Below are 17,167 nucleotides of genomic sequence, written 5' to 3' on the forward strand. Positions count from 1 at the left end.
TTTCAATATACTGTAATTATACTTAGTTGTCAATTTAAATTTATTTTTGATTGCCAATGATCATTTAATGTTTTACGCCTTCTCCATCTAAAATCAATTTCATACTCTCTCTAGTAGATACAGTATTGCCTTCATTGTGAATTATCATACAGTCGTATTCTTTACTAAATTTTATCCTTCGTAGGCTACTCTCTAATTCATGTGAGTCAACATATTGATCTAATCAAAACAATCTGCCCAACAAAAAAGTAGTGCCACAGGAACTGTAGCACTACTTTTAATATATCTAATAACAAAGATTCAATTTCAAATACTTAGCCTTTTACTACTTCCTGGCCACGGACATTCCAGGTAACCGCAAATAGGATGATTGCAAGTATACATGAGCCTGTCAGTAGAAGGAAGCCTGCATCCCAGCCGAAACCTTGCACGACATATCCCATAATTGCGTTAGCTGATACTGCGCCACCTATATAACCAAAGAATCCGGTAAGACCTGCTGCTGTTCCAGCAGCTTTCTTAGGTACAAAATCCAAGGCTTGCAAGCCAATCAGCATAACCGGTCCATATATCAGGAAACCTATTGCTATAAGTGCAAAGTTATCAATCAACGGATTTCCTGCTGGATTGAACCAATACACCAGTACGGCGACAAGCACCCCGACCATGAAAACCACACCTGCTGGCCCACGTCGTCCCTTAAAGACTTTATCTGAGATGTACCCACACAACAATGTGCCTGGGATACCAGCCCATTCATAAAGGAAATATGCAATACCTGATTCGTTCATGCTAAAGCCTTTCTCTTCACTCAAATAAGTCGGTGCCCAATCAAGGACCCCGTAGCGGACAAAGTAGACAAATATATTGGCAATCGCAATTGCCCATACCCACTTATTGTTCAAAACGTATTTAAATAGAATTTCTTTTGTTGTCAGTTCTGTCTCAAATGTCTTCTTTGATTTGTTCGGATAGTCATCCCGATGTTCTTCAATCGGTGGCAATCCCATGGATTGTGGGGTATCTCGGATTAACGCAAATGCCGCAACCGCTATGACAATTGCAACAAGGGCAGGCAAAATGAAAACACCTTCGTATCCTGCATACGAGGCACCAAAATAAGTGGAGACGATTGCTACCCCGCCAATTGCAAGGGGGGCCATCAATCCGCCTCCGACATTGTGTGCAACGTTCCAGATAGCCGTCTTACCGCCCCTCTCACTTACGCTGAACCAATGGACGAGCACCCGACCCGATGGTGGCCACCCCATCCCCTGTACCCATCCGTTCAGGAAAAGGAGGATGAACATGATGGTAACTGTTGAAGTGAAAAAGGGTACGAAGCCCATCAATAAGTTTATGATCGCAGATAATATCAACCCTGTAGCCAGGAAGACTCTGGCATTACTTCGGTCTGATATGGTGGCCATCACAAACTTACTTATTCCATAAGCGATGGAAATCGCGGAGAGTGCCAATCCAAGTTCTCCTTTTGTAAACCCTTCTTCAGTCAAATAAGGGATAGCGAGCGAAAAGTTTTTTCTTATTAAATAATAAGCTGCATATCCTATGAATATCCCCATAAAAACTTGAAATCTCAGCTTTTTGTAATCTGAATTCACCTGATCTTCGGGAAGCCTTTCCTTAGCTTTAGGTGGTTTGAAGAAATTCCTCATATTCTCTCCTCTTTTCTAATATGGTTTTAAACAAACTACAATTAAAGCATAAAAAAAGCACACTAAAATCCATATTCGTCTTCTAAAAGACGAATGATGGCAGCGTGGTCTCTAAATCCGCTTTTTTTAACTTGTGAGACAATAATAATCCAACTTTCCAATTATGTCAACGCTTTCATAAACATTTACATGATTTTCACATGTTACTGTAATAACGACAGATCATGGTAAAATTGCTTCACATCTACTATTACTTCTCAGGCTGCAGAATGGTCCTCTGCAATATACCAGGTCCCATGGAAACATTGCGCTCCACTAAAGTATAACGCTTGCCATCCACTATAAATGTGGTACCCCCTTGGTAACTGGCTTCTCGTCCCTCTTTCTTGAGTTCTGAAAGTACGGCTTTTACATACGCATCATGATCGGTGTAGCGCTCTTCAAAATCGAATACTATATTTTCCTTTTTGTATCCCATCAGTTTATTGAAACCAAAAAGCCCCAGGGCAAAAACTGCCACAACCATTATCACTTGCATAAAATCCCATCCTTTGTCGTCTTCTAAAACCAATTATATCAAAACGTAGCTCTGATTGAATGTCTATAATCTAAATATTCGCTAATTAACTAGATTTGAAATGATGAACATAAAAAAACCTGCGATCAGCAGGCTTTAACTTTACATAGCTTCCTTGATGCCTCTTTTAACCAGCCACCAGTTGACCGGATAACTTGTCAGGAACCCTAGGATCATGGCAATCTGCATCATGAACCAATATGCTCCTTCATTAGGTTCCGGAGGTGTTGAGAAGATGACTAGGTTGACAAGTGCCATCCAACCAAACATACCGACTTCAAAGGCGATCAGTGACAATGTGTCTGCTTTGATGGCAGATTTGAAGGCCCTCTTCACCCCGGCCTTCTTGTTCATTGGATAGATTGCATAAAACTGGAAAAGTATACCAAAGATATAGGCTAGGATGAACTGCGCTGTAAAATGGGCATATAAAGTCGATCCAGCTATCGTCAATGCCCCCAACGTAACGATGGGCACCCCGAGTGCATCCCCGAGCGTACATCCTGCGGAACAATGGCTTGTAGATACGAAGACTTTTGCGCCATTGCCCCTGCTGTCCTCGAGGTCCAGGTTTTTGGCATTTATGCGTCCCCATTTAAAATATGTCCATAAGGCTATAGGACCGAAGAACCACCCGTTGATCGGCCAAACGATATTCATGATCGTCATATGCTGAGGATGCCTGAATACATCCACTATAATGATTATTGAAGAGATTGCTCCGATTCCGAGGGCAATCCATGAAATGATGCTGAGCATTTAAACCACCTCATACATTAAAAAGTAATTTATACCGGCATAACTCCATCTTTCAGGCAGTCATACAAGATACCTTAAGTAAACGATCAGGATGATGAAAATCCATACCAGATCGACGAAGTGCCAGTAATAGGAAAAAATCTTGAATTTTTCGTAGTAGAGTGTTTTCGGGAACTGAGGGAGAAATCTTTGTATAAACAAGATACCCATCCAGAAACAACCGAACAGCACATGTGCGGCATGCAGCCCGACCAGTACATAATACGAGCTCAAGAAGGAACTCGTTGATGTCGTGTACCCTTCTGAAACGAAATGGCTGAACTCTGATATTTCAAATACCATAAAGATGACCGCGAATAGGAACGTGACACCCAACCAGACCAGCATACTCTTCTTTTTATCTGAAGATAACGCCTTCTCGGAAAAAAAGAGCGTACCACTGCTTGAGAGTAGGAAGATGGATGACAATGTCACTGTCATTGCATCGAATACCTCGGATGGATGGGGCCCTTCGGAAGAAGGCGTGAAAATGAAGTACGTCACAAAAAGTGTCAGGAACATCAATGCTTCAACACCTAAGTATATGAAGAAGCCAATCTGCTTATCGCGGAATAGTTCCGCTTCATTAACATTCATCTCCATCAGGAAGCCTCCCCCTTTCCATAGTGATCCTTTTTTTCATCCGTAAATGAACGGACGATGAAGAGCGCGAATAACCCTGCTGCAAAAATCGCTGAGGCGATGAACCATTGGTAGATCATACAGAAAGTGAGTCCGGCTAATGAAAGAGCCATCAGCACAGGTAGGATGGAATCCTTGGCGATGGGTGCACTTCTGTGGTCCGTAGTGGTCTTCATTGGCCGCTCCTCTTTTTTTGCTATCCAAAGCGGATCCAGCCCTTCGACCACAGGCATCGGATCGAATGTCTCTTCCGGCGAAGGGGATGGGACGGTCCATTCCAATGTCCTGCCGTTCCAAGGATCGTCTGACACTGGTTCATTTTCACGATGTGTCTTGAAAATATTCCACAAGAAGAATAATATGCCGGCTCCCATCAAGAAGGCGCCTATTGTGCTCATGAAGTTCGTTACAGCCAGTCCATCTCCAGGATCATAAGTGAACACTCGCCTTGGCATGCCGTTTAGACCGGTAATATGCATCGGGAAAAATGTGAGATGATACCCGATCAAAAAGAGCCAGAAATGCCACTTACCTAAAGTTTCATCCAGTCTTAGACCCATTATCTTTGGATAGTAGTAATAGATTCCGGCAAATATCCCAAGTATCGTCGATGCGAGAATAACGTAGTGGAAATGCGCCACGACGAACTGCGAATCGTGGAACTGGAAATCTGCAGCGGATACCGATAGCATGACACCTGTAACGCCGCCCATCACAAATGATGGGATGAATCCCAAGGAGAAAAGCATCGGCACAGTGAATCTGATAAGACCCCCCTGTAATGTGAACAGCCAGTTGAATATCTTGATGCCGGTCGGTACGGCAATCGTCATCGTCGTAATCGCAAAGAAAGTATTAAGTAACGGCCCGAGCCCCACCGTCAGCATATGGTGGGCCCAGACGGTAAAGGACAGGAAGCCGATCAGGACGATCGAGAATACCATGGATGAATAGCCGAATATCCTTTTTCCTGCGAATGTAGGGATGATATCTGAAAATATTCCGAAGGCCGGCAAAGCGAGGATATATACTTCAGGGTGACCGAAAATCCAGAATAGATGCTGCCAATAGACCGGGTCGCCATCTGGACCAGAGAAAAATTTCGTACCGAACATACGATCGAACATCAGCAGGTAAAGGGCGATTGCCAACACTGTAAACGCCAGCAGAATCATTATTGCGGTCACAAATGTCGCCCAGGTAAAGAGCGGCATCCTGAACCACTTCATGCCCGGTGCCCGGTGTCTGATGATTGTCACTATCAGGTTCAGTGCCGTAAATATTGTGCCGAGACCTGACACTTGGACCCCAAAGACGTAGTAGTCACTATTGACGTCAGGAGTGAATATGGAGGTGGAGAGTGGCGCATAACCAGTCCAACCGATCCCTGGTGCACTGTTTAGGAAGAAAGAGAAATTGAATATCATTGCACCTGCAAAAAACAGCCAGAAGCCTACAGCATTAAGAAAGGGAAATGCGAGATCCCTTGCACCGATCTGAAGTGGCACGACGACGTTCATCAGCCCAAGCAGCATCGGCATAGCCGCAAAGAATATCATTATCGTACCGTGGGTCGTGAACAACTGGTCATACTTTTCAAACTGGAACAACCAGAACTCGTTGTTTGGCACAGCGAGCTGCAGCCTTATCAAGAGAGCGTCCAGTCCAGCACGTATAAAGAATAGAAATCCAAATAATATGTAGAGTGTACCGATTTTACGGTGGTTGGTCGTCCTGAGATAATCCCACATAAGGGGGAATTTGTTAGTCTTGACTACATAGAATGTTATAACACCGCCCAATATCACAGCGGATATCCAGGCTGCAATGACATCGGATGGTGCAGATACAGAAAATCCGGATATAGATATCTTCATAATCCAAACTCCCCCTCTACTTAAGATTGTTTATATAAGTGCTATAGTCTTCTTTACTTATCACTTTGACGGAAAAAGTCATATTCGTATGTTGGACACCGCAAAACTCGGCACATTTCCCCTCATATTCTCCGCGCTCGACGTCCCGTATGATGTAAGTCAGTTCTTTATTTGGGAAAACATCTACCTTCCCCGCCAATTCCGGTATCCAGAATGAATGGATGAGATCCTCGGAATGGAGATTGAACTCGATATCCTCATCCTCAGGCAGGACGAGCTCATCTTTCACTTCAGCGCCATTTCCATGCTTGAATTCCCACTCGAATTGTCTTCCCGTCACTTCAATTTTAGTGGTCCCATCTTCCGGGGTCTGGGAGGCTGTAGTATCTGGCGATTGCTCCATCGTAATCCTTACAGTCGGTACCGCAAGAATGATCAGCAGGATGACGGGGATGATCGTATAGGTCAATTCAAGCTTGCGGTTACCGTCCACATCCACTGGCTTATAGTCCTTCCGCGCTTTGGAATAACGATATTTATAGACAAAATATGTAAAAAGAATGAAGACCACAACCAGTACTAGGGTCATGATGGCCAAACTGAGCCAAATCAGATACGCCTGGTCCTTCCCCGTGGAACTCTTCGGGTCTAAAACATTTATCCCGCTGCAGCCGCTCAACATCAGAGTAAAGCCCGATAAAATAAGTGAACCAAGCTTCTTCATAGTCGGACTCCTTTCTAACATGGTTTTATACTTACTATCCCACTCGGACTTGTCCTTCAAACATAATTCATGCTTTTTTCATGTTTTAATAATTTTGATGTCGTCTGCGGCTCAATGTTATCTGTTTTTCGAAAATAATTGGTGTTATAAATATAAAAATCCGGATGATGAATGCCTTGTCCAAGCACTCCGTCATCCGGATGGAAATCAAATTGTAGTACGTTCCGCATCGAAATTTTTATGATGGTGCAGAACCGGAAGTCAATTAAAATCCAATCCATGCATTAAATACGCGAGAGATGATTGAATGTATGTCTCTGGCGACACATCTCGACCACTCCTCCTCCATTCGGCAGAAGCACCATACATGCTCCAGCTCAGCATGACTGCAGTCAATTTCACCCCTTCCTCATCCGACGCGCCACTCCGCTTAGCCAGCATTTTGAAGAAGATTACTTCAAGCTGCTCACGTATGATGCGTGCTATGGTCTCTTCGTAACCCCTATGGCACCGGTTGGCTAAAGATTGCTGAAAGTTTGTGATTGCTGTAAATATACGGATGAATGTATCTTCATCAAGTGCTTCTTCTTCATAGTTTGCATAGTCCAGATTCACAAGCAGCACTTCCGACAGCACCTTCTCCAGCAGATCATATATATCCTCAAAGTGATAGTAGAATGTCGCTCGGTTGATCATTGCTTCCGTGGCAATATCTTTCACGGTAATATCCTTAAAATCTTTCTGCTCTGAAAGCGTCATGAAAGAATCCATGATAAATTTGCGTGTGCGTTGAATACGAAGATCCACTTTTGGTTGAGTCAAATCGATATCCTCCCTATCGTCCAACATTATCGTCATTGTGTTGGATAACCGACATAATCGCTCATGTACTGGTTCCAAGTAACCTAATTATCTTATACAATTGATACATAAGCAAAATATACAGTCGTGACACTCACGCTCCGTTTGGAGACGTGAGCTTGATAACGATAATCTAGTTTGAAAGAGGAGAATGTCAAATGGATGACAATAAAAATATGATATGTGACCTGGAGACTGGCATATGTAAAGAAACAGAAGCTGAAGATACTGGGCTCATCGATTTCAGCCAGACTAAAAAGACGCTCGATGTCTACTATATAACAGACCCGATATGTTCCCATTGCTGGGCCCAGGAACCTGTCTTCCGCCGCTTCACCGAACAGTACGGCCACCATTTTAATTTTCATACTGTCATGGGTGGATTGCTTGAAAAGTGGCATGATGGCCCGATCGACCCTGCTAACGGCATATATAAACCAGCCGATGTTGCCGGACACTGGAGAGAAGTCGGCGTCCAGACACGCATGCCGATTGATGGCAATGTCATGATCCAAGACCCCGTCCAATCATCCTTCCCGGCTTCCCGCGTATTTAAAGTCATACAGCGTGATCATTCCGACAAAATGGCGACTGTCTATCTGCGCCGCGTCCGGGAGGCAGTTTTCGTCAATAACCGTAATATTTCCGATGCAGCTGTATTAGCTGATGTCATAGATGATATGGGACTTGATGGCAGCTCGATTGTATCGGAATCAGAAAAAACCGAGGCACATAATCTGCTGCAGGAAGACTTTGCACTCACCGCACAGTTGGGTGCCCGAGGATTCCCTACCATAATCATGATTAATGCGGATAATCAGGGCGTGAAGATTGTCGGTGGCCGTTCATTCGAATCCTATGTCGATGGCCTGGAACAGGTGATGGCCCCTGCAAGCCCTGAACCAAAGCAACAGCCAAACTTGTTGACTCTGCTCGAGAAGGAAACATTCCTATTCTCAAGGGAGATTGAAGAGATGTATGGACTTGCGAAAGAAGAAGTCCCCTCTTTCGTAGAATCATCCCTTAAAACCACACAGTATGAATCCCGTGAATTTTTGGGCGAGAACTATTTTACTCTGTCGAAGTAAGTGCATCTTGATGCAAGTTCTGATTATTTCATTGAAACTTAAAAAGGACACTCGTTTATAGCCACCTTGAATAATGCAACCCCGTCCCCATCCATCATCTGGACACCGTTATATAGTCTTAATGTCCTTGTAACAGTAAATCCTACGCTTTCGTGATAGAATACCGCCCAACAGATATTAAAGGAAATGAAGCACCCGCCTCAAACCAATTATTGCTGTATTTTCATGACTGTCGCCAATAATTTAAGGCAGATGGACAGTATGTTAAAAAGCATAGGGTGGGAAGGAAAATAAAGGGGAATCATTCCTGAGCGATATTAGACAAAGCGAGGTAGAGAACCAGTGGGGCGTAATTATATGATTGATTATGTGAAGGGGTTTGCAATATTTTTCGTTGTGGCCATCCACTCGAAAACAGTTCAAGGTACCCATATTGGAATGTTCAACGGTGATGACGCAAACTTCGTCATCAATATGTTTGCACGGTTTGCAGTGCCTTTCTTCTTTGTGGCGTCAGGATATTTATTTGTACAGAAATTAAATAGGATCACCCAAGAAAATGAAAATGGAAACCGACAAGCCCAATTTCATTATTTCAAGAAATATCTTGGTAAACTGATCAAACTATATGTGGCGTGGCTTGCTTTCTATTTCGTTTTTGAGCTTGGTGTAAAGTTTATTGAGAGAGGAAATAGTAGTGAGACACTCCTCGAGATGTTCATAAGCTCTATAAGCCATTTCAACCTGTGGAGTCTTATATACTTTGGGGAGGGCTCGCCTGGTTATCACTTATGGTTCCTGCCGGCCCTCATATATGCGGTGCTCCTGTTATTCTTATTTGCTCAAATGCGATTGATTATGGTCTTATTCGTAATCAGTATAGGATTGCATCTTTTCGGTCTGTTTGGTCAAGCTTACTCTTTCCTTTATGATGTCCCTTTTAATACGAGGGAAGGTATCTTTTTCGCCCTATTTTATGTAACATTCGGTGGAGTTGTTGCCAAGTACAGTTCATTCTTCAACTCATTCCTTTCAAAAATACCGACATGGTCTGTCGTTATTTCACTTATCATCCTTTCACTTATGCAAATACTGGAAGGTTTCATTACGTTACAGCTATACGAGGGAAAAGAAGAGAATTATTTTTTCTTCACTATTCCATTGGTCATGACACTATTCATGCTGGCCCTCAAACATCAGCAGATGGGGAAAAATTCTATTTTCACTAAAATTGGTGCCAATGCGGTGGGGATTTATGTATCCCATGTATTTATCATGGAGCTTATGCAGGTTCTCATACGCCGAATGGAGTTGACCATTGTGGAAGATTCACTTCTTTGGAAAGTGATGTTGACGCCCCTCGTACTTGTTATCGCCCTTGCCTTCTATAACCAATTACAGAATGGGAAGAAAGCTGTAAAGTCCATCTATCAGTAAGGGATCGGCATGATATATAAAACATGAAGACTATAAGCCTCTAAGATATTATATTTCCTGACCTCAATTCAATATACGTTTTTTCATATAGAAACACCTTCAAAATGATGCTCATCGCAACGTTTCGAAGGTGTTTTTTTATTGAAGATCATTTGCGTAATTTATTTAATTCACTACGGGTTTTTTCCGATAAAGAAGCTCCAATATCCATCAATTCAATCATATCCTTAAATGCCTGCTCGGGAATTGCGAGATCTTTTATTTTATCCTCAGTGAATTCTAGATCAATATCATCTTCACGCCCATTTGCTATTTTAGTGACAAATTCAGGTTCTGTGACAAATGGTGTGGAAGCACCTACCATATCGGCACACTCTATTGCTTCAAGTGCTTTATCAGGAGTGTTAATGCCGCCAGTTGCCATTACAGCTGTCCGTCCAGCAATATGGTCATAGACCACTTTATTCATCAATTCTCCTTCATATTCCCCTTGTCGGATGGTTTGCCTATAAATATTTTTACCCCAACTTGCTGTAGCCAGATAATGAATGTCGGCCGTCTCCATCGCACGGTCTATGAAATACAAAAACTCTTCGGCACTATAACCCACCTCGCTTCCACGCGTTTCTTCAGGAGTACCGCGGTAACCGAGGATAAATCCATCAGGTGCTTCTGCGTCAATCACTTGCTGTACAGCCTCGAGCACTTCAATCCCAAAGCGTATCCGGTTATCAAGAGTGTCAGCACCATATTCATCTTCACGCTTATTGGAGAACGTGGAGAGGAATGTCTGGATCAGCAACCGTTGTGCGCCTGAAATTTCAACCCCGTCAAAACCAGCTTTGATCGCCCGTCTCGTGGCATCAGCGTATTGTGTAATCACATGACTGATCTTTCGTCTGCTCATGGCTATCACGGTGTGTTCCACTGGACTATTCAATTTCATCTCACTCGGACCATAGACGACCCCGAAGTCTTTTAGTGATATCTTCGAGAAACGACCTGCATGTGTCAGTTGAATGACTGCTTTTGCCCCTTCTTTTTTCATAGCTTCTGCGACTTGCTTCAACCCTTCTATGCTGCGATCATCGTCAATGCTGAAGCCATATTCGAACAGTTGGGCGTATTCCTCTATGTAGGCTGCGCCAGTGATTGCTATCGGGGCAGAAGCGGCGCGTCTTTTCGCATAGGCGATGTCTTCTTCTGTCACATGCCCTTCTTTAGTTGATGAATTTGTGATCATTGGAGATAATGCAAAACGGTTGTCCAATACTACTCCGTTAGACAATCTGATCGGTTCAAACAGTGGTCTATACTTTCTGGTCATATTCATGGAATTATTCCTCGATTTCATAAAATTAAATTAATGGAGTTCCTGTTAAATTATCACTTGATACAAATATTGTCAATTTGATAAAAACTTAAAAATTGATATAATGAAGTCGGCATTAGAATCGCTCTCAAAAAGCTTTATATCTTTGTACATCAATACAGAAAGAGGGAAAAGTAATGAAGAAACGCAGCGACTTTTTATTTATCGAGAAAGAGGATCAGACGTATACATTAAGTATGACGCCTGAGTTGCAGGATGACATTGGTACGGTCGGTTTCGTGGAATTTACAATGGGGGACGAAATCAAAAAAGATGACACTATATTGAGTCTAGAAGCGTCCAAAACAGTACTCGAATTGGAATCGCCGATTGCTGGTAAGGTCGTTGAACACAACGATTCGTTAATAAGTGAACCTGCCCTCCTGAATTCCTCCAAACCTGAAGAAAATTGGATTGTTAAATTAAAAGATATAGACGAAGATGTGTTCAATCAGTTAGAAAACGCTTAGTGAAATCCATCTGCAGTAGGCAGACGGTGGATATCCATTAACGCCGTCTCCTATTGTAACGCATTCACGATAAGGAGAAGTATATGGAGCAGGAAGTGCGACTTGACTATTTGATCGATCATTTGATGCGTGAAAATGGCAGTACAAGTACTGATATTGAAGCATTTAAAACAGATACGTTCGAAGAGAAGCTTGAACTCTTTCAAGGTTTGTGTAATGTCAGAGATCCGAAACAGGTGAATAGTGAGTTCATTGAAATTCAAGACGCTTTTTTGACACAGTGGAATCGCGACCGGACTTTGACTACAATACACGACTTGACAGCTGTAGAGCCACAACTCTACATTTGGCAAGGTGATATCACCAGTTTAAAGGTAGATGCCATCGTCAATGCGGCCAACAGCAGATTTATCGGTTGCACCCAAGCGAATCATACATGTATTGACAACATCATCCACACACGGGCCGGGGTACAACTGCGCCTTGCTTGTGCCGATATAATCAAGTCTCAAGGTCGAAAAGAAGCGTCAGGCAAAGCAAAAATAACTGACGCATACAATCTGCCGGCGGATTTTGTCATCCACACGGTCGGACCTTTCATTGATGAACGTGGGGTTTCTCCGCTAAAAGAACGGTTGTTGGCTTCGTCTTACCGGTCATCACTTATCCTCGCAGATGAACATCACCTGTCTACTATTGCATTTTGCTGCATTTCGACAGGCGAATTTAATTTCCCAAATCAACGTGCTGCTGAAATTGCTGTGAAAACTGTCGAGAACTATCTAGAAGAAACGGAAAGTAAACTTAACGTCATCTTTAATGTTTTTAAAGATGAAGATTTTCGTATATATCAATCGCTCTTTGAGCAGTCAGAATAGGTGATCATGATGCAACAAGTAGAAAATTACTGGAATACATTATCAAATGAATCAGACATGTCCCAAGCAGACATGTTACATAACTTAATTGAAGAGTCTGAAGCAGTCGTGATCGGTATTGGTGCAGGAATGTCTGCAGCAACTGGATTTACTTATGTCGGAGAACGCTTTACGAATGCTTTTCCGGACTTCATAAAGAAGTACCGTCTCCTTGATATGCTGCAGGCAAGCCTATTTGAATTTGAAGATGTGCAGGAATATTGGGCCTTTCAAAGCCGCTTCTCACTGCTGAACTTCTTTGATCAACCGACGGGACAGGCTTATGTCGACTTAAAAGAGATTGTTGCCGGGAAGGACTACCATATCATTACAACGAATGCGGATAATGCTTTTTATGCAGCCGAATACGACATGGACAAGGTCTTTAGAATCCAAGGCGAGTACGGCTTATGGCAGTGCACCAGACATTGTCATCAACAAACATATCAAAATGAAGCCCTCATTCGTCAGATGGTCAAAGAGCAGAGTGATATGAAGGTGCCAGAAACTCTGGTCCCCTATTGCCCAGAGTGCGGTGCGCCTCTTGAAGTGAATAAACGTACCGAAGAAAAGGGCATGGTGGAAGATGCACACTTCCACGAACAAAGGCAGCGCTATGAACAATTCCTGGAACAAACAGAAGGCAAACGTACTTTATTTTTGGAAATTGGCGTCGGAAATACGACACCGCAATTCATCAAGCATCCTTTTCAGCGAATGACGGAAGATAATCCAAAAGCACTATTCGTCACGATGAACCAAAAAGATTATTTCATCCCCCATGCAATTCGCCCAAGGACAGTACGAATTGATGAGGACATTGAGGACGTGTTTCACACTATAGCTGAAAATGATGAATCGAGGGACCGCTGATGTATTTAGTCATGCCCGAACGCAATGGTGAGTGGGTCTATGATCCGAGTGTCTCCATGGCTCTACAAGTATATGTGAAAGACCATTTGTTCCTGGACGATGACGTGCTGTTTCCTTATATGATGGACCCTGTCGTCCAAATAGGAAAATTCCAGAATGCCTATGAAGAAGTGAATCAGCCCTATATGGACGAACATAATATCCAAATGCTCCGCCGCGATACGGGGGGCGGAGCCGTTTATCTGGACGATCGGAATATGAGCTTTTGTTTCCTCTTCAATGGCGACAACAATATCTATAATAATTACGGTAAGTTATATGAACCAGCCATCAAGGCTTTGGAAAAATTGGGCGTTGAAAATTTAGCGCAGCGAGGCCGAAATGATTTGACGATAGATGGGAAGAAAATATCCGGTGCCGCCATGACGCTCGAAAACGGTCGCATCTACGCAGGCTATTCCTTATTGCTCGACCCGAATTATGAAGCAATGGTCGCTGCACTAAATCCCAATCAGAAAAAAATTCAGTCACATGGCATCAAGTCCGTCAGAAGCCGCGTCGATGCCATCCGCCCTCACCTTTCATCGGAATATCAATCCATGACGGTTTGGGAATTTACCGATCATATGATATGTGAACTGTTGGACATTGATCACATCGATCAGGCAAAGCGTTATGTATTAACAGAAGACGACTGGGATCATATTGATCGTCTGGCTGCCGAAAAGTACAGCAATTGGGATTGGACTTACGGGAGATTCCAGCATTTTGAGTACGAGGTGTCAGAGCGTTTTCCAATTGGTACGATCAGTTTTGGCTTAAGCGTCGACCATGCCCGGATAACTGATATACAGATTACAGGGGATTTCTTCGGCAAAAAGGATGTTGGAGAAATCGAGGAAGCACTTGTTGGTGTCCGCTTAAGAAAAGACGATCTGTTGCAGGCTCTCGAGGGATTCCATATCACAGATTATTTTGGTGACATAACACCTGAGGCTCTAGTAAATGTCATCTTAAGCATCCCTGTGAAGTAAACAATATTAATAACTGGAAAGAAGGATGCAAGTGGTTAAGATAGGCGTGCTCGATTACGCACAAATTGATGAAGGTAAAAATGCCGCTCAAGCTCTACAGGAGACTGTCATCCTAGCGCGTCTGGCTGAATCACTCGGATATGAACGATTTTGGGTGGCGGAACACCATAATGTCCCCGCTTTCGCCAACAGTTCACCAGAAGTGCTCATGATGCGGTTGGCGGATGCCACAAGTACCATCCGCATTGGTTCCGGAGGCGTCATGCTGCCACATTACAGTCCTTATAAAATCGCTGAAAACTTTCGCCTGCTGGAGGCTTTCCATCCCAACCGAATCGATTTAGGTTTTGGCAATACGATCGGTACCCCGCTCGTCAATCGTACGTTGAATGAGAACAAAGAGCGTAAACTCCCGTATGAACAAAGCGTTGCCGATCTGGTTCATTACTTAGGCGGGACAATGGACGAATCACACCGCTTCCATGGCATCACCGCCAATCCAGCCATTGAGACTGTGCCACAGATGTGGGTGTTATCGGCAAGCATCAAAAGTGCTGAAGTCGCCGCGGCATACGGAATTGGATATACGTTCGGGTTATTCCCCTTCATTGGTCCTGAAAAATTAAAGGCCGGGATGGAAGCTGTAGAAATTTACCGGGAGACATTCAAACCTTCTCGGTTCATGCCGAAATCAAAGGTCTCCATTGCACCGTTTGTCGCCATCGCTGAAACAGAAGAAGAAGCAGAGGCTTACGGTAAAGCACTCGATCTCTGGCTGCTTGGTAAGGATAACTTTGGTGAATTAAAGGCGTTCCCTTCTGTAGATACAGCCTTGAACTATCCCTATTCAGAAAGGGATAAAGCAGTAATTAAAGCAAACCGAGAGCGTATCATCGTCGGAAGTAAGGAAAGTGTGCAGGAAGCGCTCAGTGAATTGGTCGCTCAATTTGGGGCTGATGAAGTATTGGTGATTCCTTTAATACCTAACCTCGAAGCACGCAAAAATGCCTATCGACTGCTTGCAGATGTAGGCAAGCATATATAGGAAGAATACTTTTATCTTCAATTTAAATGGCGCATCACGCAACGTAATATGTATTTTTATATCAAACTGAAAATGGATGATTGATTTATATTAAAAATAGCTTTAGATGGAGTCTTGTATGTTCAACACAAATGAAAAAATAGTTTTAGGCCTTGTCATTCTAATTTATTTTATCGCTTTATTTGCATTATCTTTATATATGAAACGCAAAACCAAAACATACGAAGATTATAATGTGGCTGGACGATCCGTTTCCATCTTTCCACTGATACTGACATTTGTAGGGACCGGAGTTGGCGGCGCAACGCTGTTAGGGTATATGGAAAATGGTTACAGTCTAGGGATGGGAGAACAATGGATACATATCACGATGTTCTTCGCCGTTATAATACTATCGTTATTCCTTCTTAAGCCAATTAGAGAGTTGGGCGAGAAGCATAACATGATCACAGTCGGAGACTATACTGCCTTGCGTTATGGAGAAAAAGCGCGTATTCCTACTGTCATCAGTTTTCTGTTCTCCTACTGTGCCATGACGGGGATGCAGTTTGCCGCCATTGCCTCCATATTGAATCTGACCATCGGTTTGAACATGACTTTAGGCATCCTGATTGGTTGGGCTTTACTGACCGTAAAGACATATGTGGGGGGACTGAAAGCCGTCATTTGGCAGGACGTCATCCAAGGAACCATTTTGACATTAGGTATCATCCTGCTATTTATCATGGTCCTTAGATATTCCGGCGGATGGCAAAATATTTCTGATAGTGCCAGTACGGCAAACCAAAGTGACATGTTGAATCTCCTTAACATTACCCCTAGTGAGATCATGATCTACCTTTTGACCTTGGCATTCTACCAATTCATCAGGCAGGATGTATGGCAGCGCATTTGGGCCGCGAAGAGCATTAAAACAGCAAGAAGCGGCTATTGGATTTCGATGATCATTGCGGTAGCACTCGGTTCCATTGTAATGACAATCGGGGTATTCAGTCGTTTTGGTTTAAACCTCGGTAATATCGACCCCACACTCGTCTACTATAATGTCATTGAAAATGTATTTCCTTTTTCCATCGTAGTCATTATGATCATTGCACTGCTTGCAGCTGTTATATCAAGTGCGGACTCTTTCTTTATTGCAGGTTCATCATCCATTGTAAATGACCTTATCCGCCCGAATGTGAAACATCCGACTGATAAGAAGATGTTAGCTTACAGCAGAGTTTCTGTACTCCTAGTGTCTGCCATTGCGCTTGTATTGACCTTAACCATTCCAGGATTGGTCAATTTGATGGTGACAGGTACTGCGATGTCGGTTTCAGGTTTATTGGCACCAGTCATATTTGGCTTGTTCTGGAAAAAACCGACAGGAATTGCCGGCCTATCCGCCATGTGGACAGGGCTTGGCTCAGCAGTCATTTGGCAAGTCCTAGGTCATCCTTTTGGTATCCATCCCATCATGGTCGGTTTACCACTATCAACTGCAGTTCTATTGATTATGACAGTGTTAACGAAAGATACGGAAAATGAAAGCTTATTGATGAAAGCCAAATAACCTGAGTAAACGTTTAAAGCGGCGTTTACAATAAATGTAGCACCCCTGAAAAATCTGGTTTATAGAGTAGAGAAATCTGCTCTATTTTTTATGCGCTTTTCTACAATGTTTTTGTAGTAAAAAAAGCCCATACGAACGGGCTCTTTACATTGTTCTTATATCAAACTCTTTTAAGGTTTCACTTCATATGTTTGTCTTTGCGCGAAAAATACACCTAATGG

At 43.1% G+C, this 17,167-nt stretch carries 16 protein-coding genes; 8 read left to right on the forward strand and 8 right to left on the reverse strand.

Annotated features, from left to right (window positions below):
* Nucleotides 1-314: 314 nt before the first annotated feature.
* From glpT to ABD734_RS10430, 7 genes are all read right to left on the reverse strand, one after another.
* A complete protein-coding gene (gene glpT / locus ABD734_RS10400; RefSeq protein ID WP_344704043.1) occupies nt 315-1,676 on the reverse strand; it encodes a glycerol-3-phosphate transporter in 1,362 nt (453 codons plus the stop codon).
* 250 nt (nt 1,677-1,926) lie between these two features.
* A complete protein-coding gene (locus ABD734_RS10405; RefSeq protein WP_344704045.1) occupies nt 1,927-2,214 on the reverse strand; it encodes a hypothetical protein in 288 nt (95 codons plus the stop codon).
* A gap of 141 nt (nt 2,215-2,355) precedes the next feature.
* The gene (locus ABD734_RS10410; RefSeq protein ID WP_344704047.1) at nt 2,356-3,012 is read right to left on the reverse strand and encodes a DUF4396 domain-containing protein; all 657 of its coding nucleotides are present in this window, start codon (nt 3,010-3,012) and stop codon (nt 2,356-2,358) included.
* 60 nt (nt 3,013-3,072) lie between these two features.
* Nucleotides 3,073-3,654, reverse strand: coding sequence for a cytochrome c oxidase subunit 3 (locus ABD734_RS10415; protein ID WP_344704049.1), 582 nt, complete (start codon nt 3,652-3,654; stop codon nt 3,073-3,075).
* Complete coding sequence (locus ABD734_RS10420; RefSeq protein ID WP_344704051.1) at nt 3,654-5,570, reverse strand: cytochrome c oxidase subunit I; 1,917 nt, start codon at nt 5,568-5,570, stop codon at nt 3,654-3,656. The genes ABD734_RS10415 and ABD734_RS10420 overlap by 1 nt, the downstream gene beginning before the upstream one ends.
* A 16-nt stretch (nt 5,571-5,586) precedes the next feature.
* Entirely contained in the window at nt 5,587-6,294 is a 708-nt protein-coding gene (coxB, locus tag ABD734_RS10425) for a cytochrome c oxidase subunit II (protein WP_344704053.1), read from the reverse strand.
* Between the two features lie 261 nt (nt 6,295-6,555).
* Nucleotides 6,556-7,116 (reverse strand): TetR/AcrR family transcriptional regulator, encoded by a 561-nt coding sequence (locus ABD734_RS10430; RefSeq protein WP_344704055.1) that lies wholly within the window; start codon nt 7,114-7,116, stop codon nt 6,556-6,558.
* A 197-nt stretch (nt 7,117-7,313) separates the two neighbouring features.
* Between ABD734_RS10430 and ABD734_RS10435 the strand changes: the two genes are divergently transcribed.
* Together ABD734_RS10435 and ABD734_RS10440 are read left to right on the forward strand one after the other, a co-directional pair.
* Nucleotides 7,314-8,243, forward strand: coding sequence for a DsbA family protein (locus ABD734_RS10435; protein WP_344704057.1), 930 nt, complete (start codon nt 7,314-7,316; stop codon nt 8,241-8,243).
* Nucleotides 8,244-8,600: 357 nt separating this feature from the next.
* Nucleotides 8,601-9,680: an acyltransferase gene (locus ABD734_RS10440; protein WP_344704059.1), complete on the forward strand. Its 1,080-nt coding sequence runs from the start codon at nt 8,601-8,603 to the stop codon at nt 9,678-9,680.
* A 148-nt stretch (nt 9,681-9,828) separates the two neighbouring features.
* Here the strand turns inward: ABD734_RS10440 and ABD734_RS10445 are convergent, their stop codons facing one another.
* Nucleotides 9,829-11,007 (reverse strand): NADH-dependent flavin oxidoreductase, encoded by a 1,179-nt coding sequence (locus ABD734_RS10445; RefSeq protein WP_344704090.1) that lies wholly within the window; start codon nt 11,005-11,007, stop codon nt 9,829-9,831.
* Nucleotides 11,008-11,189: 182 nt separating this feature from the next.
* On the opposite strand from ABD734_RS10445, the gene ABD734_RS10450 reads away from it, so the two are divergent.
* The 6 genes from ABD734_RS10450 (at nt 11,190) to ABD734_RS10475 (ending at nt 16,946) form a co-directional block, all read left to right on the forward strand.
* Nucleotides 11,190-11,522 (forward strand): glycine cleavage system H family protein, encoded by a 333-nt coding sequence (locus ABD734_RS10450; RefSeq protein ID WP_344704061.1) that lies wholly within the window; start codon nt 11,190-11,192, stop codon nt 11,520-11,522.
* A gap of 83 nt (nt 11,523-11,605) precedes the next feature.
* Nucleotides 11,606-12,400, forward strand: a complete 795-nt coding sequence (locus ABD734_RS10455; protein ID WP_344704063.1) for a protein-ADP-ribose hydrolase — start codon at nt 11,606-11,608, stop codon at nt 12,398-12,400.
* Nucleotides 12,401-12,409: 9 nt separating this feature from the next.
* The gene (locus tag ABD734_RS10460; RefSeq protein ID WP_344704092.1) at nt 12,410-13,312 is read left to right on the forward strand and encodes an SIR2 family NAD-dependent protein deacylase; all 903 of its coding nucleotides are present in this window, start codon (nt 12,410-12,412) and stop codon (nt 13,310-13,312) included.
* A complete protein-coding gene (gene lplA / locus ABD734_RS10465) occupies nt 13,312-14,346 on the forward strand; it encodes a lipoate--protein ligase (RefSeq protein WP_344704065.1) in 1,035 nt (344 codons plus the stop codon). The genes ABD734_RS10460 and lplA overlap by 1 nt, the downstream gene beginning before the upstream one ends.
* A gap of 31 nt (nt 14,347-14,377) precedes the next feature.
* Nucleotides 14,378-15,391 (forward strand): LLM class flavin-dependent oxidoreductase, encoded by a 1,014-nt coding sequence (locus tag ABD734_RS10470; RefSeq protein WP_344704067.1) that lies wholly within the window; start codon nt 14,378-14,380, stop codon nt 15,389-15,391.
* A 118-nt stretch (nt 15,392-15,509) separates the two neighbouring features.
* On the forward strand, nt 15,510-16,946 hold the full coding sequence (locus ABD734_RS10475; RefSeq protein ID WP_344704069.1) for a sodium:solute symporter family protein: 1,437 nt from the start codon (nt 15,510-15,512) through the stop codon (nt 16,944-16,946).
* The last annotated feature ends 221 nt before the right edge of the window (nt 16,947-17,167 follow it).

Source organism: Salinicoccus jeotgali (assembly GCF_039538805.1).
GTDB classification, from domain to species: domain Bacteria; phylum Bacillota; class Bacilli; order Staphylococcales; family Salinicoccaceae; genus Salinicoccus; species Salinicoccus jeotgali.

What these genes read in the sequence shown, in the direction of transcription:
- glpT (WP_344704043.1), bottom strand. Translation starts at nt 1,676, where the DNA reads ATGAGGAATTTCTTCAAACCACCTAAAGCTAAGGAAAGGCTTCCCGAA.
- ABD734_RS10405 (WP_344704045.1), bottom strand. Translation starts at nt 2,214, where the DNA reads ATGCAAGTGATAATGGTTGTGGCAGTTTTTGCCCTGGGGCTTTTTGGT.
- ABD734_RS10410 (WP_344704047.1), bottom strand. Translation starts at nt 3,012, where the DNA reads ATGCTCAGCATCATTTCATGGATTGCCCTCGGAATCGGAGCAATCTCT.
- ABD734_RS10415 (WP_344704049.1), bottom strand. Translation starts at nt 3,654, where the DNA reads ATGGAGATGAATGTTAATGAAGCGGAACTATTCCGCGATAAGCAGATT.
- ABD734_RS10420 (WP_344704051.1), bottom strand. Translation starts at nt 5,570, where the DNA reads ATGAAGATATCTATATCCGGATTTTCTGTATCTGCACCATCCGATGTC.
- coxB (WP_344704053.1), bottom strand. Translation starts at nt 6,294, where the DNA reads ATGAAGAAGCTTGGTTCACTTATTTTATCGGGCTTTACTCTGATGTTG.
- ABD734_RS10435 (WP_344704057.1), top strand. Translation starts at nt 7,314, where the DNA reads ATGGATGACAATAAAAATATGATATGTGACCTGGAGACTGGCATATGT.
- ABD734_RS10440 (WP_344704059.1), top strand. Translation starts at nt 8,601, where the DNA reads ATGATTGATTATGTGAAGGGGTTTGCAATATTTTTCGTTGTGGCCATC.
- ABD734_RS10445 (WP_344704090.1), bottom strand. Translation starts at nt 11,007, where the DNA reads ATGACCAGAAAGTATAGACCACTGTTTGAACCGATCAGATTGTCTAAC.
- ABD734_RS10450 (WP_344704061.1), top strand. Translation starts at nt 11,190, where the DNA reads ATGAAGAAACGCAGCGACTTTTTATTTATCGAGAAAGAGGATCAGACG.
- ABD734_RS10455 (WP_344704063.1), top strand. Translation starts at nt 11,606, where the DNA reads ATGGAGCAGGAAGTGCGACTTGACTATTTGATCGATCATTTGATGCGT.
- ABD734_RS10460 (WP_344704092.1), top strand. Translation starts at nt 12,410, where the DNA reads ATGCAACAAGTAGAAAATTACTGGAATACATTATCAAATGAATCAGAC.
- lplA (WP_344704065.1), top strand. Translation starts at nt 13,312, where the DNA reads ATGTATTTAGTCATGCCCGAACGCAATGGTGAGTGGGTCTATGATCCG.
- ABD734_RS10475 (WP_344704069.1), top strand. Translation starts at nt 15,510, where the DNA reads ATGTTCAACACAAATGAAAAAATAGTTTTAGGCCTTGTCATTCTAATT.